The sequence below is a fragment of the Streptomyces sp. NPDC049879 genome, assembly GCF_044461265.1.
Classification (GTDB): Bacteria; Actinomycetota; Actinomycetes; order Streptomycetales; family Streptomycetaceae; genus Streptomyces.
This window is the reverse complement of sequence record NZ_JBITKT010000002.1, coordinates 454202-478539: the sequence shown is the minus strand read 5'-3', so window position 1 is coordinate 478539 and position 24338 is coordinate 454202. Positions and strand designations below refer to the sequence as shown.

Genomic DNA, 24338 nt, shown 5'->3' with positions numbered 1-24338 from the left:
TCTCAGCGGGGCGCGGCGGAGTCGTCGGCGGTCTGGAGGGTGGTGTTGTGCATGCGGATGATCCGCAGCGCCTCGTCACGGTCCCGCCGGTCCAGGGCGTCGACCAGGTCGCGGTGCAGTTCGTGCCGGTGCGCGACGTACTCGGCCAGGGGCTGTTCGCCGGTGGGGAGGACGGTGAGCGTGTGCCGTTCGATCAGGTCGAGCAGGTGGGTGTAGAGCGAGCTGAGCAGGGCGTTCGGGCTGATGGCGGCGATGGCGGCGTGCAGCCGCCAGTTGGCGTGGACGAACGCGACCGCGTCCGTGGCGGCCACGGCCTGCTCCATCGCCGTGATGTGCCGGCGCAGCCCCGCGATGTCGGCGGGGGAGGCGTGCCACAGGGCGTCCTCGATCAGCAGCGGGTCGAGCGCGTCGCGGATGCGGACGGCGTCGGCCACGTCGTTCGCCCGCGCGTCGAGGGCGAGGACGGAGTTCCCGAGGCGGACCATCGGTGACTGCTCGGCGCTGAACAGCCCGCCGCCCGGGCCGGGTTTGACGGTGACGAGGCCGCGGGCCTGGAGCAGCCGCAGCGCCTCGTTGAAGGTGCCGACGGAGACCTCGCAGAGGGTCCGCAGCTCCTCCTTGGTGCCGAGCCGGGAGCCGGGGGCCATGCCCTCGGCCAGCCGCGCGACCCGTTCCGCCGCCCCTTCGGCGCGCCCGAGCGCCCCGCCGCCGGCCGCGCCCGCCGGGTCGCGGGGGCGGCGGATCGGGCCGGGCCGGGGGGCGCGCTCTCTGCTGGCGGTCACGGCCACTCCTCAGGAATCGACGTCTCGGTGCTGGTCCGCGCGGGCCTCTTGACGCTGCGGTTCACGGCGGCGCACTATCAAGGCTAATCATCATGCTGAATTGAACGCGGGTGGGCAAGCGCCCCCATTGTCGCCGCCGCCGTCCCGGGGGCGCCCGCCCTCCCTCCGAAAGGCTCATCGTGCGCATCGCCAACCTCGCAGGCCGCCTGGTCCTCCTCGTCGACGGCGGGGCGGTGGACGCCGAACGGGCCAGCGGCGGCCGCTTCTCCGCCGACCCGCAGGCCGTCTACGAGCGGTGGGACGAGTTCCGCGCCTGGGCCGCCGCCGCGGACCTGCCGCCCGGCGCCGCGTTCGAGCAGGCCGACCTCGGCAGCCCCGCCCCGGCGCCGCGCCAGACGCTCGCGATCGGCCTCAACTACCGGGACCACGCCGCCGAGTCGGGGTTCGCGGCGCCGGAGGGGCTGCCGCCGGTGTTCACCAAGTTCGCCACCAGCATCAGCGGCCCCGTCACCGAGGTGAAGCTCCCGGCGGGCGGCCGTACCGACTGGGAGGTCGAGCTGGTCGCCGTCGTCGGACGGCGCGCCGAGGGCGTGGCCGAGGCCGACGCGTGGAGCCACGTCGCGGGGCTCGCCGTCGGGCAGGACATCTCCGAGCGCGTGGCGCAGCTCGCGGGCCCCGCGCCCCAGTTCAGCCTGGGCAAGTCCTTCCCCGGCTTCGCCCCCATCGGCCCCTGGCTCGTCACGCCCGACGAGTTCGACGACCCCGACGACCTGGAACTGCGCTGCGCGGTCAACGGCGAGGAGGTCCAGAAGGGCCGCACCCGCGACCTCATCCACTCCGTCCCCGCCCTCATCGCGGGCCTGTCGGCGGTCCTGCCCCTGCTGCCGGGCGACGTGCTCTTCACCGGCACCCCGGCGGGCGTCGGCCTCGGCCGCGACCCGCAGCGCTTCCTCGCCGCGGGCGACGTGCTGGAGAGCGCCGTCGAGGGCATCGGCACGCTGCGCCAGACCTTCGTCGCCTGAGACCGCCGACCGCACCCCACCGCACCGCAGGACAAAGGAGTCCCGATGGCACTGCACCGTCTGACCTCCCTCACCATGGGCGTCCCCAACGTCGCCGAGACCGCGGCGTACTACACCGACTTCGGCCTCGCCCCGGACGGCGACGGCTGGTTCACCACCCAGGACGCCGGACGCCAGCTCCGCGTCGTCCACGCGCCGACCCGCCGCCTGGTCGAGGTCCGCGTCGGCGTGGACACCCCCGACGACCTGGCGGCCGCCGCCTCCCGCCTGGAGCGCCTCGGCATCGAGAGCGCCACCGCGGCCGGGACGCTGACCGCGTACGACCGCGCCACCGCCGTACGCGCCGTCCTGGAGGTCGCGCCCCGCCTGGCCCAGGCGGCGGTCCCCGCCACCGCGTACAACGGCCCCGGCCGCACCGACCGCACGGGCTCCCGCGCGCCCGGCGTCCTGCGCACCGGGCGCGTACGGCCGCGCAAGCTGGGCCACGCCGTCGTCGGCACGACCGACTTCGACGCGACCACCGCGTTCTTCCGCGACGGACTCGGCTTCAAGGCGTCCGACTACATCAAGGACCACGGCGCGTTCCTGCGCTGCTCCACCGACCACCACAACATCCTGGTCCTCGCCGCGCCGGTCGCGTTCCTCCACCACACCTCCTGGCAGGTGGACGACATCGACGAGGTCGGCCGCGGCGCCGCCCCCATGCTGGAGGACCACCCCGAGCGGCACGTCTGGGGCCTGGGGCGCCACCACGCCGGGTCGAACTTCTTCTGGTACCTCAAGGACCCCGCGGGCAACTTCAGCGAGTACTACTCCGACATGGACTGCATCGTGGACGACCAGCTGTGGACGCCCGAGGTCCTCGAAGGCGCGAAGGGCCTGTTCAACTGGGGCCCGCCGCCCCCGCCGTCCTTCCTCGCCCCCGAGGACCTCGCCGCCCTGATGACCGGCAGCCACAGCGGGCGGGGCTGACCGCCATGGACAAGACCATCCTTTCCGCGGCCGACGCCGTGGCCGGCATCGGCGACGGCGCCTCCCTCGCGGTCGGCGGCTTCGGCCTGTGCGGCATCCCGGCCGTCCTCATCTCGGCCCTGTACGAGCAGGGCGCGAGCGCGCTGCGGATCGTCTCCAACAACTGCGGGACCGACGACCACGGCCTCGGCATCCTGCTCGGCGCGGGACGCGTCGCCCGCGTCACCGGGTCGTACGTCGGCGAGAACAAGGAGTTCGCCCGGCAGTACCTCGGCGGCGAACTCGAAGTGGAGCTGGTCCCCCAGGGCACCCTGGCCGAACGCCTGCGCGCGGGCGGCAGCGGCATCCCCGCGTTCTACACCCCGGCGGGCGTGGGCACCCCGTTCGCCGACGGCGGCATCCCCTGGCGGCACCGCGCCGACGGCGGCGTGGCCGTCGCCTCGCCGCGGAAGGAGACGCGGGTCTTCGGCGGCCGCGCCTTCGTCCTGGAGGAGGCCATCACCTGCGACTTCGCCCTGGTCAGGGCCGCGCGCGGCGACCGGCACGGCAATCTCGTCTTCGACAAGTCCGCCCGCAACTTCAACCCCCTCGCCGCGATGGCGGGCCGCGTGACCATCGCGGAGGTCGAGGAACTCGTCGAGCCTGGCGGCCTCGGCCCCGACGAGATCCACCTGCCCGGCGTGTTCGTCCAGCGCGTGGTGCCCCTCACCCCGCGCCAGGCGGCCGACAAGCGGATCGAGCGGCGGACGGTGGCCGGCTGATGCCCTGGACCAGGAACGAGATGGCCGCCCGCGCGGCGGCCGAACTGCGCGACGGCGACTACGTCAACCTCGGCATCGGCCTGCCCACCCTCGTCCCCGGCTTCATCCCCGAGGGCGTGCACGTGGTCCTCCAGTCGGAGAACGGCATCCTCGGCACCGGCCCCTACCCGGCCGAGGACGCCGTGGACCCCGACCTGATCAACGCGGGCAAGGAGACCGTCACCGTCCTGCCGGGCGCCGCGTTCTTCGACTCCGCCCTGTCGTTCGGCATGATCCGCGGCGGCCACATCGACACCGCGGTCCTCGGCGCCATGCAGGTGTCCGCGCGGGGCGACCTCGCCAACTGGATGATCCCCGGCAAGATGGTCAAGGGCATGGGCGGGGCGATGGACCTGGTGCACGGCGCCCGTCGCGTCGTCGTCCTCATGGAGCACACCGCGCGGGACGGCAGCCCGAAGCTCGTCCCCGAGTGCACCCTGCCCCTGACCGGCCGCGCGTGCGTCCACCGCGTCATCACCGACCTCGCCGTCCTCGACGTCACGGACGGCGGGCTCGTCCTCGCCGCCACCGCGCCGGGCGTCACCCCCGAGCAGGTCGCCGCCGCCACCGCCGCGCCCCTCCACATCCCCGAGGACATCCGTCTGCCGTGAACCGGACGCCGCACGCGCGCCGTGCGGCAGGAGGAGTACGGACATGCACGCCACCCCCGCCCCGCCCGCCCCGCCCGGCACGACGGGCCGCCCGGGCCCCGCGATCGCCCTCGGGCTCGTCATCCTCTGCATCGAGGGCTACGACCTCTTCGTCCTCGGCGTCGTCGGCCCCGCCCTGCTGGCCCACCCCGACTGGGACGTCACCACGTCGACGCTCGGCCTCCTCGGCACGCTCACCGCGCTCGGCATGCCGCTGGGCTCCATCGCCGCGGGCTGGGCCGGCGACCTCATCGGCCGCCGGCTCCCGCTGGTCGTCAGCCTGAGCTGGCTGTCGCTGAGCATGCTGCTGAGCGCCCTCGCCGACGACCTGGCGCTGTTCGCCGCGACGCGGTTCCTCACCGGCATCGGCCTCGGCGCCCTGATCCCCCTCGTCACCGCCTACGTCAGCGACGCGGCCACGCCCGCCCGCCACTCCCTCCAGGTGGGCACCGCCACGGCGGGCATCGGCGTCGGCGGGATCCTCACCGCCGTCGCGGGCCGGACGCTGCTGCCTGAGTGGGACTTCCACACGCTGTTCCTCTTCGGCGTCTTCCCCCTCGTCCTCGTCCCCGTGGTGTGGCGCATGGTCCCCGCCGCCGTCCAGGACCGGCCGGCGCACGCGCCGCCCGCGGCCGCCGGGCCGGGGGAGCTGCTCACCCCGCCGTACCGCCGCCCGACGCTGCTGTTCTGGGCGGTCACGTTCGCCGGGCTCGTCATCGTCTACGGCGCCGGCACCTGGCTGCCGACGCTGATGGTCGACTCGGGGTACGACCTCGGCTCCTCGCTCGACTTCTCCATCGCCTTCAACGCCGGGGCCGTCGCCGGGATCCTCGCGGCGGGCCTGATCGCCGACCGCGGGCTGCTGAAGGCGGCGACGACCACCAGCTTCCTCCTCGCCGCCGTCGCGATGATCACCCTCAGCACGCCGCAGCCCCGGCCCCTGCTGCTCCTCGCCTCCGCCGTCGCCGGGTTCGGCGCGCTCGGCACCCAGGCGCTCGTCAACATCTTCGTCGCCGTCTCCCACCCCGCCCGCCTGCGCGCCACCGCGCTCGGCTTCAGCCTCGGCGTGGGACGCGTCGGCGCCGTCGTGGGCCCGGCCTACGTCGGCGCCGCCACCGCGCTGATCAGCTCGTCCAAGGCCGGGTTCCTCGCCTTCGCCGCCCCGGCCCTGCTGGGCGCGGCCCTGACGGCGCTGCTGCGGCAGGCCGGACGCGCGCCCGCCGCCGTACGGCCCGGGGTGCCCGCCGCCCGCTGACCAGCCGCGCCGCCGCCCCGGCGTCACCGCCGCGCGCGGGCCTCCGGGGCGGACGGCTGGCTCCGGTGCCCTATCTCGGCCGACATGGCGGCGGCCGTCGCGCAGACGTCCTCGGTCAGCCGGGCCATCGCCTCCCCGGTCGCGTGCCGGGTCGGCAGGGCGAGGGCGACGACGAGCGGGAGCGCGCCGACCGCCGGGTACACGGGCGCCGCCACGGACGAGACGCCGGGCAGCACCCCGCCGGAGGTCACCGCGTAGCCGTCGCGGCGCACGTCCTCCTTGATCCCGGCGATCTCGTCGTCGCCGAGGTCGGTCCGCCCGGTGGTCTCCGCCTGGGCGAGCAGCACCGGGTCGGTCACGGCGGGCGGCAGGCAGGCCAGGTACACCCGGCCGACGGACGAGCTGAGCAGCGGCATGGTCGCCCCCACCCGGACGGTGATCGGCAGGGCGTGGGAGCCGTACTCCCAGCGGACGATGACCGGCCCGTGGTCGCCCCACACCGCGAGGTTGACGGCGTGCCCGGTCCTGTCGCGCAGCCCGGGGAGGTACTCGGACGCGAGCCCGGCCTCGTCCATGCGCCGCAGCGACTCGGCGCCGAGGCGGCGCATCGACGGGCCCATGTCGTACAGCCCGGAGCTCTTCGACCGGGACACGAGCCCGACGCGGCCGAGGCTGACCAGGTAGCGGTGCGCCTTGCTCGGCGCCATCGCGCAGGCGGCGGAGATCTGGGTGAGGGTCATCGGGCCGAGGCCCTCCTCCAGGGCGAGGAGGACCGTCATGGCGTTCTCGACGGACTGGATGCCCTGGCGTGCGTCCTCGGCGTCCCCTGCCCCTGCGGCCATGGGGGGAACTATAGGACAGCGTCCGGGGCGGCGGCCGGCGCGTCCGGCCGCCGGAGGGCGCCGAGCAGGTCACGGGCCAGGTCGCGCGGATCGAGGTCGCCCCCGGCTGCCCCGTAGACGTAGAAGTCCGGGCGCACGGCCACCGCCGACCAGCCGTGCTCGGCGAACCAGCGGGCGTACACGCCCTCCACGTCGGCGAGCGGCCCGTCCGCCGCGACCGCGGCCACCTTCACCCCGGCGTCCGCCAGCTCCCGCGCGGCGGGGCCGAGCCCGGCGGCCGCCTCCGGGGTCGCCAGGAACACGAAGCCGTGCCCGAGGAGCTGGTCGAGCCTCTCCCGCGCCGTGCCGTCGTCCACGACGCCCTGCCGGGAGAGTTCGCCCCTGCCGGGCAGCGACCGCTCGGCGAGCAGGCCGGTGGTCAGGGCGGGGAAGCGGATCTTCTCCTGCCGCCGGCCCGCCTCCCGCTCGGCGCGCAGCCTCCGGTCGCGTTCCGCCGCCGTGGCGGGGTCCCTGGTGGTCTGGAGGCGGCCGAGCGCGATGCCCATCTCGGTGACGGCGCGCACGTGCGGCTCGCGTTCGGCCTGGTAGGTGTCGAGCAGGCCGGGGGAGGCGGTGCCGTCCAGCACGCGGTCGAGCTTGAACGCGAGGTTCTGCGCGTCGCGGACCCCCGAGCACATGCCCTGGCCGAGGAACGGCGGCATCTGGTGGGCGGCGTCCCCGGCCAGCAGGACGCGGCCCTCGCGCCAGCGGTGCGCCACGCGCGAGCGGAACGTGTAGGTGGCGACGCGGATCAGCTCCGCGTCGTCCGGCGTGAGGTACCGCCCGACGCGCTCCCACACGCGCTCGGGCGCGCTCTCGGCCGCGAAGTCCTCCACCGAGTCGAGCATGAAACTGAAGCGGTGGTGGTCGGGGCCGAGCGAGATGATCGACGTGGGCTGCCGCGGGTCGCCGACCTGGCGCGCGGCGGGGACGCCGGCCGGCCGCCGCAGCCGGAAGTCGCACACCATCCACGGCTCGGAGAAGCCGTAGTCGTCCTGGTCGATGCCGAGGGCCCGGCGCACGAAGCTGTTGCCCCCGTCGCAGGCGACGACGTACCGGGCGGTGACGGTGGTGCCGTCCTCGACGGTGACCCGGACGCCGTGGGCGTCCTGCCCGACGCCGGTGACCGCCGCTCCCTGCCTGACCTCCACGCCCGGGGTGGCGCGGCAGGCCGCGTCCAGCGCGTCCTCCAGGTCGGGCTGGTACATCATGTACCACTCCGCCCAGCCGCACGGGCCCCGCTCGGCGTAGCCGATCTCCCTGAGCACCTCGCCCGAGGCGCCCGTCCACTCGTAGCTGTGCTGGACGCGCAGCCCGGGCAGCAGCCGTTCGGCGATCCCGAGGGAGGCGAACGTGCGCATCGTCTCCTCGTCGAAGCTGGCCGCCCTCGGCAGGTTGTACAGCCCGTCGTAGCGCTCCAGCACGACCACCCGGTGGCCCGCCCGGCCGAGCAGGGCGGCCGTGACCATGCCCACCGGCCCGTAGCCGATCACGACCACGTCCGCGGCCGTCGCGACCTCGTCCGACTCCTGTACCGACACCGCACCGACCTCCGCATGCCGTCACTGTTGACACGCCGGACGCTAAGTTCCATCATCCGTAAAGTCAATGCATAAAAGTGAAATGCGAAGCTGGTAAGGGAGCCTCGATGCGCACGATCGGCCTCGAAGAACACTTCGTCACCCCGGGCCTCGCGGCCTACGGCGCCGGATCGGCCTCGATCGCCCAGCCCGGCGCGTGGGCCGCGGCCTCCCGGCTCCTGCTCGACCTCACCGAGGAACGCCTCCCGGCCATGGACGCCGCGGGCCTCGACGTGCAGGTGCTGTCGCTGAACTCGCCGGGCATCCAGGCCGAGAAGGACCCGGCCGTCGCCGTACGGCAGGCCGTGGCCGTCAACGACCTGCTGGCCTCGGTGATCGCCGAGAACCCCACCCGCTTCGCCGGCTTCGCCGCCCTCCCGCTCCAGGACCCCCAGGCCGCGGCGAAGGAACTGGAACGCGCGGTGACCCAGCTCGGCCTGAAGGGCGCGCTGGTCAACGCGCACACGCAGGGCCGCTACCTGGACGACCCCACCCTGCGCGTCGTGTGGGAGCAGGCCGCGGGACACGACGTCCCCCTCTACCTGCACCCGGCCAACGGCGCGGACACCGCGCACGTCCTGTCCGGGCACCCCGAGATGGTCGGCCCGATGTGGAGCTGGGGCACGGACACCGCCTCGCACGCGCTGCGGCTCATCTTCGGCGGCGTCTTCGACGACTTCCCCGACGCCAAACTGCTCCTCGGCCACATGGGCGAGGGGCTGCCCTACGTGCTGTGGCGCCTCGACTCGCGCTGGGCGTTCCACAACCACCACGGCGTCGAACTCGCCCGCGGCAACCCCTCCGCGTACCTGCGGCACAACCTCTACATCACCACCAGCGGCGTCTGCGACGCCCCGCCCCTCCTCTGCGCCCTCCTCGCCCTGGGCGCGGACCACATCCTCTTCGGCACCGACTACCCCTTCGAGGACATGGCCACGGCCACGCGGTTCCTGGAGACCGCGCCGATCAGCGAGGCCGACCGCCGCAAGATCGCCGGTGGCAACGCCGAGGCCCTGCTGCGGCTCTGACCGCCGCATCCCCTTCACCGCAATGGAGCGTGAACGCATGACAGACCAGCTTCAGCAGGCACGGCACTGGATCGACGGCGAGTGGGCCGCCCCCCAGGAGCCCGGATCGCCGAGCACCAACCCCGCCACCGGCGAGACCATCGGCAGCTGGACCGCCGGCGGACAGGCCGAGGCGGAAGCCGCGGTCCAGGCCGCCGCCCGCGCGTTCGAGACCAGCGGCTGGCGTGACGACCCGATGCTCCGGGCCACCGCGCTGCACCACCTGGCCGACGCCTACGAGGCGCGGACGGGCGACCTGATCGACACCCTGTGCCTGGAGAACGGCAAGCTGCGCGGCGAGGCCGGGTACGAGGTGCACTTCATCCCGCGCGCCCTGCGCTTCGCCGCGGGCCTGGCCCTCCAGGACTTCGGCCGGGTGTCGGGCACCAGGCCCGGCCAGCAGTCCATGTCGATCCGCCAGCCGGTCGGCGTCGCCGGGATCATCACGCCGTGGAACTCCCCCGCGTACCTGTCGGTGCGCTCGCTCGCCCCGGCACTCGCCGCCGGGTGCGCCGCGGTCGTGAAGATGCCCGCCCAGGCCGCCCAGACGGCCCGGGTGATGGCGGAGATCCTGGCCTCCGTGGACGACCTGCCGCGCGGCCTGGTCAACATCTTCATCGAGTCGGGCAGCGAGGGCGCGAGCCACCTGGTCGGCTCCCCGCTGGTCCCGGTGATCAGCTACACCGGCAGCACCGCCGTCGGCCGGATCATCCTGGCCGACGCGGCCGCCTCCCTGAAGCGCGTCAGCGCAGAACTGGGCGGCAAGACGCCGCACCTGGTCTTCGCCGACGCGGACTTCGACGCCGCGCTGGAGACGGTGGTGGCGTCCTGCACGGTGTTCGCCGGCCAGTTCTGCATGACGGGCAGCCGCGTGCTGGTGCAGGAGGAGATCGCCGACCGGTTCCTCGACGCGCTGGCCGAGCGCCTGGGCCGGATCAGGCCCGGCCCGGCGGCCGACCCGGACAGCCAGATCGGCCCGATGATCGACAAGGCGTCCGTGGCGCGCGTGGACGAGCTGGTGGAGGACGCCCTCGCGGCCGGGGCCAAGGCACTGGTCCGCGGCGGCCCCGCCACCGATCCGGCCCTCACCGGCGGCGCCTTCTACCGCCCGACCCTGCTGGAGGTCTCCGACACCTCGCTGCCCGTCGTCCAGCAGGAGGTCTTCGGCCCCGTGCAGGTGGCCCAGCGCTTCCGCACGGAGGACGAGGCCGTCGAGCTGGCCAACGCCACCGAGTACGGGCTGAGCGCCTGCGTGTGGAGCCGCGACGCGGACCGCCCCCTGCGCGTCGCCCGCAGGCTGCACGCGGGCCTGATCTCCGTCAACAGCTGGGCCAACCTGGCCGTCGAGATGGAGGAGGGCGGCTGGAAGGCCAGCGGCCTCGGCCGCCTGGGCGGCGTGGCCAGCCTGGACGACTTCACCGAGTACAAGCAGATCACACAGAACTACGCCTGAGCACCCGGCCGTTCCCCGCCCCGGCGAGCCGCCCCGAAGACCACGGAAGCCGTCCGCCCCGCGTTCCCCGCGGGCCGGACGGCTTCGGCGACGTGGAGCCTAGGAGAGTCGAACTCCTGACATCCGCCATGCAAAGACGGCGCTCTACCAACTGAGCTAAGGCCCCGCGGCCGTTCCCGGAAGCCCGGTGCACAGCCGTGGACCAGGGTACCCAATCCGCCCGCCGGATACCGACCGGGTATCGCCCCGGGTGCGGGTCTCTTCGTAGGATGACGCGCAGCTTCGCTCACGTGAAGCGATCAGGGGAGAACAGGGGAGACACCGATGGACGCAACACAGCAGGAGTCCACAGAGAAGGCGAGAGAGCAGCAGACGACCTGGTACGGCGAACCGCTCGGGACGCTCTTCCGCAGGCTCATCGCCGATCTCGGCCTCAACCAGGCACGACTGGCGGTGGTGCTGGGCCTTTCCGCGCCCATGCTGTCGCAGCTCATGAGCGGGCAACGCGCGAAGATCGGCAATCCGGCCGTCGTGCAACGCGTGCGCGCGCTCCAGGACCTGGCCGCCGAAGTGCGGGGCGGCCGGATCAGCGCGGCCGAGGCGACGGCGGCGATGGACGAGATCCGCCGCACCGCGGGGGGCAATGTCCTGAGCCCCAACTCGACGGCCACGCGGCCCGGTTCGGTGGGCGTTCCGGCCAACCCGACGAAGCGCGTCGTCCGGGAGATCCAGGCACTGCTCCGGTCGGTCGCGGACGCCACCGAGATCCAGAGCGCGTCCCGCCTGCTCGCCGAGAGCCACCCGGAACTGGCCGAATTCCTCCGGGTCTACGGCATCGCGCGCACTCGCGAGGCCGTCGAGCACTACGAGCAGCACCAGGGCTGATCCGACGGCGGTGCACGACGACGGTGTCGTGCACCGCGAGCCACACCACGCGCCCCGCCCTTTCGCAGTCGCACATGACAACGCCTCCCGGTCCCCAGCCGCGTGGGCGGCGGAAGGGGCCAGGAGGCGCGTTGCGTGTCTCTCGGGTCCTGCGGGGTCTCTTCAGGCGCCGGTGGACCCGGACGGCACGGAGTCCGTCGCCTCGGTCCACAGGTCCTGCTCGGCCTTGTCCGCCTGGATCTGGCGGTACACGAGCAGACCGGCCACGGCGGCCAGGGCGACCAGGAGCAGCTTCTTCACCGCGCTACCTCGTCTTTCTTCAAACGTGATCGGATCATCTGGCGCCCGATGATACCCAATCGTGTCCTCACAAGAAGGGCCCGGCCCGGCGGATGGACACCCCGCCGGGCCGGGCCGCGCGGTGGGGCTAACAGGACTTGAACCTGTGGCCTCATCCTTATCAGGTCGGTCCCGCTGAAAACCTTCCCCTTAGTGATCTCCCCTTCTCGAAGCGCCAGCGGACACCCGGTTTCCCGGAACGTCCGCTGGCGGTCGCGCTTGTCTCCCGATGTTGATGTCAGGAATCGATGTCAGGTGATGTCAAAGCGTCGGCGACCGGCACGAGCGATGTGACCACGACGACCGCGCCGGCGTCCGCGAGCGAACGTTCCTTCCGCGGCTTGTTGGCGTACCCGATGGTGGGGACACCCGCCGCATGCCCGGCCTCGACATCGCGCACGGCGTCGCCGATGAACACGTACTCGGATGCGTCCGCCCCCGCACCCATGGCGTCCAGCAGCAGGCGCGGACTCGGCTTCATGCTCTCCGGCTCGCCCGGCACCCGCCCCACCACACCGCGAACCCGGTCCGTCAGGCCGTGCTTCTCCAGATAGCCCTCGATGGCCTGCCCGGCGTTGTTGCTCACCACGACGACGGCCCGTCCCGACATCGCCGCCGCGTCGAGCACGGCCTCCATCTCCTCGTTGGGCCGCGCGAGTCGGGCCGCCTCGATCTCCAGTCCCGTAAGCACCTCGTCGGCGTCGGCGACCATCCCGGGAGCTTCGTCCGCGATCCGCCGCAGCAGCGCGAGCGGGTCTCCCTCGCCCGCCCAGTCGGGGCCAAGCTCGTGGCCGGCCGCGACGAGCTGCTGACGCATCCGCTCCGCCACCTCACCCGCGCTCAGCCCCGCGAACACCGAGCAGAACGGCCCGTCGAAATCGATCAGCAGATGCCGCACGCCTCTGAGGACCGGCCCAAAAGCGCTCTCCCCACTCATGCTTCCGCCTGCTGAAACGCGATGCTGTCCCACGTACTGTCGAACCACCGCTGAGACTGCTGCACGTACTGGGAACCGAGCGACGATTCATCCGGACTCGCCGAATAGTGGAAAAGCGTGGTGTCCTTTCCGGTGATGTCGAAGAATTCCTTCTCCTCACCCTCGACCACCATTTTCCGCTGACGCAGCGGGTAATACCCGAAGAACGCCTCAGCTCCGTTGATCACGTACAGCTTGAAGAGCGCCGATGCCTTGAAGAAGCGGATCTCAACCTTGGCCGACTGGACAAGGCCCAGCTCGGCCAGTACCTCGACGCTGTGCTTGAGCCCGCCCGCGTGGGTGACCGCGAGCTGACCCGCCCGGCTCCGGAGTGCAGGGTCGTCCCTCAGTTCGTCCACGAGAACGGGCACAGCCATGTGCACCGAGGTGTCCGGCAATAGCAGCCGGACGGAGATCTTCTGCGGAGTCAGCCGACCGGACCGCACCTTGTCCAGCGGCTCAGTCATCGCGCCGTTAAGCGTTTCGCTTGAGAAGCCCGAGAAGTCGATGCTCACCGACTCGCCCTCGAATGCGGCCTCCAAGTGCGGCCGTAGCCCGACCGGTCGTTCGGTCCGCTGACGAACGAAGCTGCCCTTCCCCTTCCTGGTCACGATCAGCCCTTCGTCGCGCAGGACATCAAGGGCGCGCGCCACGGTCGCCTTGGCTACCTCGTAGCGCCGCATCAGCTCGGGACCGGACGGGATCTGCTCACCAGCCGCGTACTTGCCCGTGAGGATGTCCGCCCGCAAAGCACTGCTGACCTGCTGGAACGCCGGTCGCGTGTCGTCTGGGTCAAGGCTCATCCCCCCATGCTAGGCCACCTCCTCGCCGAACCCAGGGAGCCTAACCATCCCATCCTGGTTGACCTACCTAGGGAGGATGGGTATGTTCATCCCGTCGCACCAAGCGAAAGCGAGGTGAGGCTCCGAAAGGGCCTTCTTTGGGCTGCTTCCGGGCGGGCCGGATGGCTCTGGAGAAGGCGGGCAACCGCGCGCTCCACCTGTCCGTGACCTGCGGTTTCTTCAGAACTGAACAGTGAGTTGATGACGGGGTGAGAGTCCCCGTCCCCTGGCGGCCGGGTGTGCCGTCCTGCTGGCGCCAGAGCAGCGACGATGGCGCACCGATTCTTGGGCTCGGGACTGGTATGGCCGTGGCAACGGCGTACCGGCGAAGCTCTCGCCCCATCTATCTGGGAGTTCTCGTGATCTTTCGAAAACGGCGGGCGCCGTCGCGCTGGACCGGCGCAACCGGCCATGCCTACCGCGTCACCGCGGCTACCTGAGCTGCCCGTGACCACCGCCCCGCGCCCGTACGTCGGCGTTCGGTGGCGGTGGTGTTCGGGGGGATGCAGGACTGCCCCACCAACCAAGAGGCGGCCCCGGGATTGCGCCCCGGGGCCGCCAGACCACAGGCCATCTGGAAGGACCACCTGTGAACTTCATCATCGCACCGATCGGTGTGGACGACGACGACCCGATCGACGGCCGGGACTACTCCCAGCGCGAGCTGGACGACATCCTCGACCAGCGGCCGAGCGGGAAGTGATCCCGTGAACCTCTCGATCACCGCTCTCGCCGCGACGGCCGCCGACCCCAGCCCGGATCAGCAGGCTCAGCTCCGCCGCCTGTGGGAGGCCGAGCAGCGCCGCCGCGACGACCGGGCCAGGCTGGACCGCCAGGCGGACCCGGCCCCTCGGGGAGGCGCCCGGTGACCGCTCTCCTCGCCGTTCTCACCCGGTTCGCCGCCTGGTCCGGCGGTGTCAACTGCCCGTCCTGCGAAACGCCCGGGATGCCCGGGAGCGCGTGCAACAACTGCGGCGTGACTCTTCCCGGCTGACCGGCCTGACGGCTGCCTGATCCACCTCGCCCCTGGCACGCCGGGGCGAGGTGGTGAGGGGGAGCCGGACAGACCGGCCCAGACAGGAGAGCCCTCCATGACCGGGCAGTACGAGCACCAGTCCGTGCGCGAGTACACCGTCGCGAAGCGCGCCGACGACACCGAGACCATCCGCTACACCGCCGATGCGGTGCTGTTCAGTGGTGGGCGTGTGCTGCTGATCGAGCGGGGCTGGCCGCCGTTCGAGGGCCGGTGGGCGCTTCCGGGTGGCCATGTGGACCCGGGCGAGACCGGGCGCCACGCTGCCGCCCGAGAGCTGGCCGAGGAGACCGGCGTGCACGTCCCGGCCGACGAGCTGACCCTCGTGGGGGTCTTCGACGCCCCCGGCCGGGACCCGCGCGGCCGATACGTCACCGTCGCGTACCGTGCCGAGGCCCCGGCTGGGACCGAGGCCACGGCGGGCGATGACGCCGCCGACGCCCGCTGGTGGCCGCTCACCGCGCTCCCGCTGTTGGCGTTCGACCACGCGCAGATCATCAGCGCTGCCGTCGCGGCGCGCTCGTTCCAGCGCTGACCGCGCGCCCCGGGGCCGCCCGTGCTGTTGGCGCGGCGGCCCCGGGGACGCGATCGGACGCTCCTCTTCTCCGGCTCCCGCCGCGCGCGGTTGAGCCCCCCCCCTCGCCCGGCCGCGCGTGACGCGGCGGGCCCTCTCACATCTTGGAGTACACGCCATGCGTGCGTTCATCGGCGCCCACGAGGTGCTGACCGACGACGACCTGATCGAGCTGTCGCTCGGTCTCGGTACGCCCCCCGAGCTGTGGCTCGGCGTCGAGGGCGAGAACGCTGAGGAGCGGGCCGCGCGGCTGGACGCCGGCGCGGACATCCTCGCGTCCGACCCCGACCTCGCGGCCCCGCTCACCGCCCTCGCCGTGGCGGCCATCGAAACCTACGCCGCCACCACCGCCCGCCGCGTCCCCGCCCCTCGCCGGACCACGAGCCGTGCGGCGGTGACCCGATGACGCACCAGACTCCCGCGACGGCGGCCTCCCACGCGCGCGCCGCGTCCGAGGCCATCCGCGCCCTCAACCACCTGACTCAGCGGCCCGACGAGAACGCCGAGTGGTTCTACCCCGGCGACGCCTACGCCGTTGTCGGCGCGCTCGCCGAGCTGGCCGCCCGTCTGCCACAGGCGATCGGGCAGGCCCACCGCCTGATTCACACCCTCGCCCAGGGCGGCGGTCTGCGGCACGACACCGGCGACCCGGCCGCGCTGGCGGCCGACCTGTCCGCCCTGCACGGCGCCGTCGAGTGGGCGCGCGACAACGCCGACCTGCTGCGCACCTCTCTGGACGACGTGCACGCCATGCTCGGCCACCTCGGCTACGACGAGGACGGGATGGGTGAGGAGCGGTGAACCGGAGTACGGCTGACCGGGCGATCGTCGCGGGTGCGAGTGCGGTGATCGTCGCGCTGACCGGCGCCGCGTTCTGGTTGTCCTACGCGCACTTGGCGGACATCGCGATGGCTCACGGCCTGTCCGGGGAGCGGGCGTGGGCGTGGCCCGCGACGCTCGATCTCGGCGTGATCGCCGGTGAGCTGCTGATGCTGCGGGCCGCGCTTCAGCAGCGGGTGGACTGGTGGGCCATCGGCCTGATGGTCTCCAGCGCGGGCGGCTCCATCGTGCTGAACGTCGCCGGTGTCGGCGACCGGGGTGAACCTCTCGACTACGTGGTCGCGGGCGTTCCCCCGACCGCCGCGCTCGTCGCGTTCGGCGTCATGATGCGGCAGATCCACCGCTGGCTCGCCCACCCCGAACCCGCCCCGGTTCCGGTCGCGGAACCGGCACCGGAACCAGCGGAACCGGCTGCGGTTCCGGCGGAACCGGCCATCGCTGCCGAGCGCGCCGCACGGGAACGCGACGAGGCGGAGCACAGGACGCGGATGCCGGTCTTCGGCCAGTTCGAGCCACTGCCGGAAGTCACCGGAACCAGCCATGACCAGCAGGTCTTCTCCGACCAGCGGCAGTCCGGTCCGGCGCCGGAACCGGCGGACAGCAACCCGGTTCCGGCGGTTCCGCCTGCCGGTTCCGGTGGCGCGGACCTGGAGTCCGAGGACATAGCTGGCAGCGGCTTCCACGCCCACGTGACCCGCGCGGTGGCGCTGCTGACGGCCGACCCGGAACTGACCGGAACCGAGATCGGAACCGCCCTGGGCGCTTCCGACTCCTACGGCCGCCGCGTCAAACGCGCCGCCCTCACCCGCCTCCACGAGACCACCACCCGCACAACCGAACCAGCGGGGGTGGGGGCATGAGCGCCCTGCCCGTCTACCGCTGGCGCCTCGCCCCGGACGGACTCGCCACCCGCCGTCAGCTGCGGGTGCACGGGCTTCGGCCCGGCGGACACGACCCCGTGGCCGTCCTCGAACGCCCGAGGCGCCGGGGCCGCCCGGCGCTGGTCGCGCACCTGTACCGGCTCGACCTCGCGGTGCCGGTGCGGCCGATGACGCCGGGCCGGTGGCGCGCCGTCCACGCGGCCCTGGCCGCGCGCCGCACCTGCCCGGACTGCCGGGCGGTGCGGGAGTACTGCATTCCCAGGTCGCTGGGGGTGTGCAACGTCTGTGCCGGGTTCGCTCCGGCCGCCTGACCTTCGGTTTTTTCGTCTCTGGCGGCCGTACCGGCTGCCAGAGCTGTCCCCTTTGGGAGTTCGCTGTGGCTACCCCGCCCCGCACCACCCCCGCGGCCCGGCCGGTCGTCGTCCCGCCCCGGCCCGAGACCCCGCCCCGGCAGGCCCCGGCCGCTCCGGGGCCCGAGCTGGCCGCCGACCGGCGCAAGCGCCAGCAGGCCGAGCGCCGGGAACAGCGTGCGGCCGACCGGTCCGAGCGTGACCGGCTGCGCCGCGAACGGACCGCGACGCACGTCCAGCGCTCCCGTTCGACGCACCGGGAGCGGACGAAGAACCGCTCTTTGACCATCAACATCAACAAGAACTCCGGCCGTCCGGCGGGGACGCCGATCGGGCAGAGCGCCGCTGGTCAGGCCGCCGACCAGGCCGCGCCGGGTGCGGAGTTCATGACGAACGAGGACATCAGGTCGTTCAGCGAGCACGTCCGCAAGGTCGCCAGGAACAAGGCCGTCGAGCGGAGCATGGACGCGGAGCACCTGGCGCAGGTCCTCCGCCACATCCCCACGGCGGACGGCTCGATGGCAGGTGCGCGGATGCGGGCCCGGCGGGTCGCCCGGCACCTGAAGGCCATCGCCAGCGCGGAGAAGCTGATCGCGAAGCAGGCCGCCGCCCTCTACGCCTCCTTCGAGCGGGAGTTCGAATCGGATCTGCGGAAGGTCGGCAAGGCCCGGCCCGCCAAGCAGCCGCGCGCCCCCTTCACCTTCAACTGACCAGGAGAAACTGATGGCTGACAGCCTCAAGGGCGCCCTGGTCAAGGGCGTCAAGCATCCCCGTACGCGGCCGTGGCTCGCGGTGGCCGCCGAGCTGCCCGCTTCGCTGGCGGCGCACGCGGCGTGGGGGGACTCGCCGCCCGCCGCGATGGGCATGACCCTGGCGGCCGGGGTGCTGACGGCGGCAACGTGGTGGGCCGGTGCCGGCACCGCCGCTGCCCGCCGACTCCACGCCACCGCATCGACCGGTGCCGCGACCGCCTACCTCGTGGTCGGGACGGTCACCGACCCCCTGGACCCGACCCTGCTGTCCACGCTCGTGATCGGCGGCGCTGTCGGCGCCGGGTCGTGGAACATCCGCCAGGCCCTCCGGGCCAACCCGGACGCGTCCAAGGAGGGCGAGAAGGCGTCGGAGACGGGGGTGCTGGTCAAGGCGATCGGGCAGGCCCGCGCGTCCCTGCGGCGCAAGCCCGAGGTGGAGCCGAACCGGGTGACCGCACCGCTCCAGCTCCACGACGTCACCCCGGCCGAGCTGGGCAACCGGATCGACGCCATCGCCGTCGAACTGGGCATCTCCCCGACCAGCATCCGCATCATGCCCGACCCGGACCGCGCCGACCGGCCGGACCTGGTGATCGTCCCGCAGGACATGCTGCGCGACGGCGCCGCGTGGCCGGGCCCTTCCCGGATGGGCAGCAGCATCACCGACCCCATCCCGGTCGGCCTGTACGAGGACGGGCAGGAAGCCGTCCTGTGGTTCCCCGCCGCCCCGGACGGCAGCCGCAACGCCACCCACTACGGGATCGCCGGAATGAACGGCTCGGGCAAGAGCGCCGGGCTGTCCATCGCCATCGCCGAGGCGCTGACCCGCCGCGACGCGATCGTGTGGGCCGCCGACCCCTCCAAGGGCCAGCAGACCTTCGGCCCGTTCCTGCCCTACCTGGACTGGGCCGAGACGAGCATGGCAGGGGCCGAGGCGATGGCGGGCGCTCTCCCGCACGTCATCACCGCCCGCGCCGACGCACTCGGCCGCGCGGGCTTCAAGAACTGGACCCCGGCCGCGTTCGACCAGCTCGGCATGCCGTACCTGATCTGCTGGTTCGAAGAGTCGGCGAAGCTGTTCCGCGAAGGTGTCGAATTGGACGGCGTGGTGCAGGAAGCCCGCTCCGCCGGGATCTCCGTGATCCTCAGCCAGCAACGGCCCTCCAGCACGAGCATGCCGACCGACGTGCGCGAACAGCTCGGCGGCTTCCTGTGCTTCGGGGTGAAGGGCGCGACGACGGCGGACATGGCGTTGCCCGAGGACGTGCGGGATGCCGGAGCCAGGCCCGAAGCGTGGCAGAACCGCAAGCCCGGCTACGCCTACCTCGTCGCCCCCGGCATCGACGAGGACCGCTACGCCATCCCCATGCGCACCTACCGCACCGACGACGACCAGATCACCGGCGCCCTCACCATCGCCCCCCGCCCGGCTGCCGACCCCATCACCGCGACCGCGGCCGGAGACGCCTACACCGACCGGACCCGGTACCAGGACACCGACGCCGCGACGGAGACGACCATGCACGCCCCCGGGCAGGAGGACGCCGAACGCGAAGCCGTCCTCGACGCACAGATCGAACGCGCCGTCATGGAAGCCGCCGGACTCGACGCCGACGCAGCCCCGGACCCCGACGTGGACCCGGACCGCGAGATCCCTCCGGTCCCCGCGAACGAGGTGTGGTCGCTCGGACAGCCGACCGCCCGCCAGGAGCCGCGCCGGCGCCTCGCCCCCGCCGAGGCCGAGGCCGAGCTGCTGCTCGTGCTGGAGGAGTTCCGCGCCGAGGACCGGGAGCTGATCGGCCCCCGGGACTTCGCCCCGCACTGGGGCAAGGACGGCCGCCTCAACCGCTCCCGAGCCTGGCTCAGCGAGCGGCTGGGCGACCTGGCCGACGCCGGAATCCACCTCGCCGAAACGCAGGACGAGGGCACCTACCGGCTCCTCTACCCCGAGCACGCCGACGCCTGACACCCCTCCTGACCTGCACTGACACCTCCTGACACCTTCCAGCGGTGCCAGGAGGTGTCAGAACGGGGTGTCAGCACTGTCAGAACGGGTGTCAGAACTTCTGACACCCCGCCCCACCTAAGACAACGCGTGCGCGCCCGCGAGGCGGGCCGCGTTCTGACACCCCGTTCTGACACCCACCCCGGGAAGGAACGGCAACCCATGAAACCCCGCGCGGCGCGCGTCCTCGCCGCCGCCTTACGCGCCTGGACCACCCCCACCCCACCCGACCAGGCCGCGGCCCGGCTCGACATCCGCGAGCCCGACACCTGGTCCCACACCGCGACGGTCAGCCTCACCCCCGACCGGACCGACCGGCTCATCGGCCTCATCCGCCGCGACGTCGCCGAGCGCCTCCCCCGGATCTGCACTCCGCAGCAGACGGCCGAGGCCATCGAGCAGCACCTCGCGCACCGGCTCGCCGCCGGACACCACACCGTCTCCCACACGGATCTGCTCGACATCGCCCTGCGCACCGGCCAGACGACGCACTGGCTCGCCGCGCACCTCGTCGCCCTTCTCGACGCCGGGCGGCTGCGCGAGACCTGGTGGCGCCCCCGTACCTACCGCATCACCACCCCACCCGCCTGGGCCATCCGGCCCGGCCTCACCGCCAGGAGCCCACGATGACCCACCACCCACAGCCGTACGAGTCGCCGTACGACCCGTTCGCCGCCGACCTCTACGACCCGTACGACAGCATCACCCAGGAGCACACGCTGCTGCCCCTGCCGATCGCCCCGGCCGCCGTCGCGACGGCGGCTGAACGCCGCATCGCGTGGGTCCCGGACGCCTTCGGCCGCATGGTCCCCATGCCCCGCGATTTCACCCCGCCGATGCCCGCCCGCACCGAACCCCGGGACCTGACGCCCGCGCCAATCATCGACCCGCGCGCGCAGATCCTCATCGGCGGCGGCCTCGGCGCCAGCGCCACCGGATGGGGCATCGGCCAGATGCTCTCCGCCCTCGCGGGCGTGAGCGGCGGTCTGCTCCTCGGCGTCGCGCTGCTTCTGATCGCCGCCAAGCTCCCGCGCCGCACCGGCCAGGGAGACACCCACATCACCCACGTCACCTCGCACGGCCTGTTCAGCCGCGCCAACAGCACCATCAACCACCGCTGAGGAGATCCCTTGAGCAGCAGCAAGACCACCCGCGTCGTCACGGCCGCCGCTACCCGCGAGGGGTCCGGCGGTCTGTCCGGTGACGCCTACGCCGTCCACACCCTGCCCGGCACCCAGATCGTCGGTGCCGCCATCACGGACGGCATCGGCCATGGCCCCGCCGTTGCCGAGATGAGCCACATCAGCGCTCAGGTCGCCGCCCGCGTCGCGACCCGGCGCCACGCCCTCAGCGCCCTGCTCGCCGCCGGGAGTGTCGTCTCCGTTCCGGCGGACCACCCGCGCGACGCCCCCAACGGTGTCTCGATCGCCGCCGTGACCAGCCCCGGGCACAAGACCGAGATCGCCTGGGTCGGGGACTGCCGCGCCTACGGCTGGCAGAACGGCACCCTCGATCTGCTCACCACCGACCACAGCGTCGGCAACTGGCTCCGCCACAACACGAACGAGGGAATCGAGCTGCTGGCCGCCGCGCACGACAACTGGAGCAGGGGGCACATCGGCTGGGCCGACGTGTGGACGGTGCACACCATCCTGACCAACGCGCCCCTCATCCTGCTGACCAGCGACGGCGTACACGCACAGATCCTCCCGGGCGACCTCGAACGCCTGGTTGCCGAACACGCCGACAACCCGCAGACCCTCGCCGATGCCCTGGTCGCTGCTGTCCAGCCGGACCGCGAGGGATACCGCGACGACGCCACCGTCGTCGTCATCCAGCACACCTGACTTTGCCCCCGGGGCAGGCCGCCCACCTCTCCAAAGACGTGCGGCCTGCCCCGGGTCCCAGCCCCTCAAGAGAGAAGCCGGAGACCCAGCATGACATCTGGCCCCCACGCCGCGTGGCTGAACGCGGCACTCGACCTGGCAACACACGGTGTGCCCGTAATGCCCCTGAGCGCCGACAAGCGCCCGGTGGCCAACTGCCCCCGCTGCTCGGGACCCACCCCGGGCGTCTGCGGCGGCCGGCCGAACATGAAGACGGCCGGGCCCTGCCAGTGCCCGGCGCCATGCCACGGCTGGGCCGCGGCCACGGCCGACCTCGCCGTCGTCACTTCCCCCGCCTGGGCCCGCGCCTGGCGTGAGGCGGGTGCGGTCGCCTACCACCCCGGCGGCGCCGGAACGGCCGGGCTGACCGTGGTGGACCTCGACAACCAGTCGGCCGTCGCCTGGGCCCGCGAGACCCTGCCGCCCACCCGCACGGTCGCCACGACGCGGGGTGAGCACTGGATCTACCAGGGCGCCATGACCTCCCACAACGCCGTCCGGCCCGGCGTGGACCTCAAGAGCCGTATGGCCTACGCCCGTTGGCTCGGCCCCGGCACCGGCACCATGACCATCCTGCCGAACGCCGTCGCCGAGCTGGCCCCCCAGGTGGAAGAGACCACCCCCGCCCCGCGCGAAGGGGCCGGGGTGGTCTCTTCCACCACCGGTACGCCGTGGAACCGGCAGGTGGCCACCGGCTGCCGCCACACCGAGAGCTACGTCCGTACGGGCCTGGAGCGCGGTCTCGGTCTCATCCGTGCCCGCCGCGAGCAGGGCGCCGGGAGTCAGGCGTTCGGTGTCGCCTGCTGGCTCGCCAACCAGCACCGGGACTGCCCTGGGCCGTGTGGTCTCGACGTCCTCGGGCGGGCCGTCATCGCCGCCGCCGTGTCCATGGGTGTGCCCGAGCCGTACGCCACCCGCGCTGTGACCCGGGGCCTCAACGAGATGGTGGGCGCCGTATGACCAGCGTGCCAACCACCGCCCGCGCAGCGGACAGCATCTCGGCCGTGGGCGCCTCGAAAGTGGTCGCCGAAGGCGTCCGTTCTGGTTCTGACCCGCAACGGCGGGACGGTCGATACCCTGTCGCCTGGCTGAGGATCACCGCACCGCGCGGCGCCACGCCGTCCGCCCACTCCCAGTGCGAGTGCGGACGCGACCGCGGCGCCCTCGGCGAACGGCGCGTTCTCGCGCTCATCGCCGACCACGCCGCGCACCGGGCCGTCTGCCCTCTCCGCCCCCACTCCGAGAGGACCGCCGCATGAGCACACAGCCTGTGGATGGTGCTGAGCTGCTGGCTCGTGTCGAGCAGTTCCACCGCCGGTTCAACATCTTCCCGACCGCGGCCGCGTACGTCGCGGTCACGCTCTGGGATGCGCACGCCCACCTGATCGACTGCTTCGAGACCACCCCGAGGATCGCCTTCCTGTCCCCCGAGCCGGGCAGCGGGAAGTCGCGGGCGCTGGAGATCGTGGAGTTGCTGACGCCCCGGGCGGTCAGCACGGTATCGGCGTCGGCGAACGCCCTGTACCGGCTGGTTGACTCCGCCGCCGGACTGCCCACCGTCCTGTTCGACGAGGTGGACACGATCTTCGGCCCGAAGGCCGGGGCCGACGAGGCGCTCCGCGGCTTCCTGAACGCCGGATACCGGCGCATCGGCGGCGCTCTGCGGTGCGTCGGAGAGGGCTCCAACCAGAACGCCCAGGTCTTCGGCTCGTACTGCGCCGTCGCCATGGCCGGACTCGGCAGCCTGCCGGACACCGTGCTCACCCGCTCCGTCATCATCCGGATGCGCAAGCGCGCCCCCAACGAGAAGGTCGAGCCCTACCGGCAGCGCACCCACGAGAAGCAGGGGCACGCCCTGCGCGACCAGCTCGCCGACTGGGCCGACACCGTACGCGCCCAAGTCGCCGACGCCTGGCCCGAGATGCCCGAAGGCGTCACCGACCGGCCAGCGGATGTGTGGGAACCCCTGTTGGCCGTGGCCGACGCGGCTGGCGGGGACTGGCCCGCTCGCGCCCGCCAGGCGTGTGTCGAGCTGGTGGACGCCGCCAAGCAGGACGACGGCGCCTCGATCGGCATCCAGCTCCTCACCGACCTGCGGGACCGCGTGTTCTGCGGCGCGGACCGCATGCCGACCGTCGTCATCCTCGACCGGCTCACGGCCCTGGACGACTCCCCATGGGGTGACATCGAGGGCAAGCCGATGAACGCCCGCATGCTCTCCCGCATGCTCCGCGCCTATGTCACCGCCGACAACCGGCCCCTCGCCGCGCGGAACATCAAAACCGGCAGCAGCGTGCTCAAGGGCTACTACGCCCACGACCTCACCGACGCGTGGACCCGGTACTGCCCCCCGCCCCCCGGAGAATCCGCTACCTCCGCTACCGACACCCCGATCACTGGGCTGACCTGCGACAACGAGGTAGCGGAAACGGCCGACCACAGCCGCTACCCCTCCGCTACCGGCCCGGCACCCGCTACCCCCGCCACCACCCCCAGGTAGCGGCACACATCCG

At 72.8% G+C, this 24338-nt stretch carries 27 protein-coding genes and 1 tRNA gene; 21 read left to right on the top strand and 7 right to left on the bottom strand.

The window, feature by feature from the left end; translation table 11 throughout:
• Positions 1–2: 2 nt before the first annotated feature.
• Complete coding sequence (locus ACIBPC_RS09180; RefSeq protein ID WP_362964112.1) at positions 3–782, bottom strand: FCD domain-containing protein; 780 nt, start codon at positions 780–782, stop codon at positions 3–5.
• Between the two features lie 179 nt (positions 783–961).
• Here ACIBPC_RS09180 and ACIBPC_RS09175 point away from each other — a divergent pair, with 179 nt between their 5' ends.
• Genes ACIBPC_RS09175 through ACIBPC_RS09155 form a run of 5 tightly spaced genes read left to right on the top strand, consistent with a single transcriptional unit; the run spans position 962 to position 5481 of the window.
• A complete protein-coding gene (locus ACIBPC_RS09175) occupies positions 962–1804 on the top strand; it encodes a fumarylacetoacetate hydrolase family protein (RefSeq protein WP_362964114.1) in 843 nt (280 codons plus the stop codon).
• A 45-nt stretch (positions 1805–1849) separates the two neighbouring features.
• Complete coding sequence (locus ACIBPC_RS09170) at positions 1850–2776, top strand: VOC family protein (RefSeq protein ID WP_398842341.1); 927 nt, start codon at positions 1850–1852, stop codon at positions 2774–2776.
• Between the two features lie 5 nt (positions 2777–2781).
• Positions 2782–3537 carry a CoA transferase subunit A gene (locus ACIBPC_RS09165; protein ID WP_398842340.1) on the top strand — a complete coding sequence of 252 codons (756 nt, stop codon included), beginning with the start codon at positions 2782–2784 and terminating at the stop codon, positions 3535–3537.
• Complete coding sequence (locus ACIBPC_RS09160; RefSeq protein ID WP_362968301.1) at positions 3537–4187, top strand: CoA transferase subunit B; 651 nt, start codon at positions 3537–3539, stop codon at positions 4185–4187. Before ACIBPC_RS09165 ends, ACIBPC_RS09160 begins: the two co-directional genes overlap by 1 nt.
• A 43-nt stretch (positions 4188–4230) precedes the next feature.
• Positions 4231–5481, top strand: coding sequence for an MFS transporter (locus ACIBPC_RS09155; protein WP_398842338.1), 1251 nt, complete (start codon positions 4231–4233; stop codon positions 5479–5481).
• Between the two features lie 23 nt (positions 5482–5504).
• On the opposite strand, the gene ACIBPC_RS09150 is transcribed toward ACIBPC_RS09155, so the two are convergent.
• Together ACIBPC_RS09150 and ACIBPC_RS09145 are read right to left on the bottom strand one after the other, a co-directional pair.
• Positions 5505–6323, bottom strand: a complete 819-nt coding sequence (locus ACIBPC_RS09150; RefSeq protein ID WP_362968305.1) for an IclR family transcriptional regulator — start codon at positions 6321–6323, stop codon at positions 5505–5507.
• Positions 6324–6331: 8 nt separating this feature from the next.
• On the bottom strand, positions 6332–7903 hold the full coding sequence (locus ACIBPC_RS09145; RefSeq protein WP_398842337.1) for a bifunctional 3-(3-hydroxy-phenyl)propionate/3-hydroxycinnamic acid hydroxylase: 1572 nt from the start codon (positions 7901–7903) through the stop codon (positions 6332–6334).
• A gap of 107 nt (positions 7904–8010) precedes the next feature.
• Here ACIBPC_RS09145 and ACIBPC_RS09140 point away from each other — a divergent pair, with 107 nt between their 5' ends.
• Positions 8011–8970 (top strand): amidohydrolase family protein, encoded by a 960-nt coding sequence (locus tag ACIBPC_RS09140; protein ID WP_362968309.1) that lies wholly within the window; start codon positions 8011–8013, stop codon positions 8968–8970.
• A 37-nt stretch (positions 8971–9007) separates the two neighbouring features.
• Entirely contained in the window at positions 9008–10462 is a 1455-nt protein-coding gene (locus ACIBPC_RS09135) for an aldehyde dehydrogenase family protein (RefSeq protein ID WP_398842335.1), read from the top strand.
• A 93-nt stretch (positions 10463–10555) separates the two neighbouring features.
• Here ACIBPC_RS09135 and ACIBPC_RS09130 read toward each other — a convergent pair.
• A tRNA-Ala gene (locus ACIBPC_RS09130) sits at positions 10556–10628 on the bottom strand.
• A gap of 158 nt (positions 10629–10786) precedes the next feature.
• On the opposite strand from ACIBPC_RS09130, the gene ACIBPC_RS09125 reads away from it, so the two are divergent.
• Positions 10787–11347, top strand: a complete 561-nt coding sequence (locus ACIBPC_RS09125; protein WP_362968313.1) for a DNA-binding protein — start codon at positions 10787–10789, stop codon at positions 11345–11347.
• 162 nt (positions 11348–11509) lie between these two features.
• On the opposite strand, the gene ACIBPC_RS09120 is transcribed toward ACIBPC_RS09125, so the two are convergent.
• From ACIBPC_RS09120 to ACIBPC_RS09110, 3 genes are all read right to left on the bottom strand, one after another.
• On the bottom strand, positions 11510–11647 hold the full coding sequence (locus tag ACIBPC_RS09120) for a DLW-39 family protein (protein WP_362968315.1): 138 nt from the start codon (positions 11645–11647) through the stop codon (positions 11510–11512).
• Between the two features lie 277 nt (positions 11648–11924).
• Positions 11925–12584 carry an HAD family hydrolase gene (locus tag ACIBPC_RS09115; RefSeq protein ID WP_398842333.1) on the bottom strand — a complete coding sequence of 220 codons (660 nt, stop codon included), beginning with the start codon at positions 12582–12584 and terminating at the stop codon, positions 11925–11927.
• Positions 12585–12619: 35 nt separating this feature from the next.
• Positions 12620–13465 carry a GntR family transcriptional regulator gene (locus tag ACIBPC_RS09110; RefSeq protein ID WP_398842331.1) on the bottom strand — a complete coding sequence of 282 codons (846 nt, stop codon included), beginning with the start codon at positions 13463–13465 and terminating at the stop codon, positions 12620–12622.
• A 746-nt stretch (positions 13466–14211) separates the two neighbouring features.
• Between ACIBPC_RS09110 and ACIBPC_RS09105 the strand changes: the two genes are divergently transcribed.
• The 13 genes from ACIBPC_RS09105 (at position 14212) to ACIBPC_RS09045 (ending at position 24325) form a co-directional block, all read left to right on the top strand.
• On the top strand, positions 14212–14373 hold the full coding sequence (locus ACIBPC_RS09105) for a hypothetical protein (protein WP_398842330.1): 162 nt from the start codon (positions 14212–14214) through the stop codon (positions 14371–14373).
• A 222-nt stretch (positions 14374–14595) separates the two neighbouring features.
• Positions 14596–15072, top strand: a complete 477-nt coding sequence (locus ACIBPC_RS09100; protein WP_398842328.1) for an NUDIX domain-containing protein — start codon at positions 14596–14598, stop codon at positions 15070–15072.
• 157 nt (positions 15073–15229) lie between these two features.
• Positions 15230–15517, top strand: a complete 288-nt coding sequence (locus ACIBPC_RS09095) for a hypothetical protein (protein WP_398842327.1) — start codon at positions 15230–15232, stop codon at positions 15515–15517.
• Complete coding sequence (locus ACIBPC_RS09090) at positions 15514–15912, top strand: hypothetical protein (RefSeq protein WP_398842325.1); 399 nt, start codon at positions 15514–15516, stop codon at positions 15910–15912. Before ACIBPC_RS09095 ends, ACIBPC_RS09090 begins: the two co-directional genes overlap by 4 nt.
• A complete protein-coding gene (locus ACIBPC_RS09085) occupies positions 15909–16811 on the top strand; it encodes a DUF2637 domain-containing protein (RefSeq protein ID WP_398842323.1) in 903 nt (300 codons plus the stop codon). Before ACIBPC_RS09090 ends, ACIBPC_RS09085 begins: the two co-directional genes overlap by 4 nt.
• Positions 16808–17143 carry an RRQRL motif-containing zinc-binding protein gene (locus ACIBPC_RS09080; RefSeq protein WP_398842321.1) on the top strand — a complete coding sequence of 112 codons (336 nt, stop codon included), beginning with the start codon at positions 16808–16810 and terminating at the stop codon, positions 17141–17143. The genes ACIBPC_RS09085 and ACIBPC_RS09080 overlap by 4 nt, the downstream gene beginning before the upstream one ends.
• A 65-nt stretch (positions 17144–17208) precedes the next feature.
• Entirely contained in the window at positions 17209–17892 is a 684-nt protein-coding gene (gene traA, locus ACIBPC_RS09075; RefSeq protein WP_398842319.1) for a plasmid transfer protein TraA, read from the top strand.
• A 13-nt stretch (positions 17893–17905) separates the two neighbouring features.
• A complete protein-coding gene (gene traB, locus ACIBPC_RS09070) occupies positions 17906–19900 on the top strand; it encodes a plasmid transfer protein TraB (protein ID WP_398842318.1) in 1995 nt (664 codons plus the stop codon).
• Positions 19901–20101: 201 nt separating this feature from the next.
• Entirely contained in the window at positions 20102–20569 is a 468-nt protein-coding gene (locus tag ACIBPC_RS09065) for a hypothetical protein (protein WP_398842317.1), read from the top strand.
• Positions 20566–21060, top strand: coding sequence for a hypothetical protein (locus ACIBPC_RS09060; protein ID WP_398842315.1), 495 nt, complete (start codon positions 20566–20568; stop codon positions 21058–21060). Before ACIBPC_RS09065 ends, ACIBPC_RS09060 begins: the two co-directional genes overlap by 4 nt.
• Positions 21061–21069: 9 nt before the next feature.
• Complete coding sequence (locus tag ACIBPC_RS09055; RefSeq protein WP_398842313.1) at positions 21070–21786, top strand: PP2C family protein-serine/threonine phosphatase; 717 nt, start codon at positions 21070–21072, stop codon at positions 21784–21786.
• Positions 21787–21876: 90 nt separating this feature from the next.
• Positions 21877–22785 carry a bifunctional DNA primase/polymerase gene (locus tag ACIBPC_RS09050; RefSeq protein WP_398842311.1) on the top strand — a complete coding sequence of 303 codons (909 nt, stop codon included), beginning with the start codon at positions 21877–21879 and terminating at the stop codon, positions 22783–22785.
• A gap of 295 nt (positions 22786–23080) precedes the next feature.
• Complete coding sequence (locus ACIBPC_RS09045; protein WP_398842309.1) at positions 23081–24325, top strand: DUF3631 domain-containing protein; 1245 nt, start codon at positions 23081–23083, stop codon at positions 24323–24325.
• Positions 24326–24338: the final 13 nt, after the last annotated feature.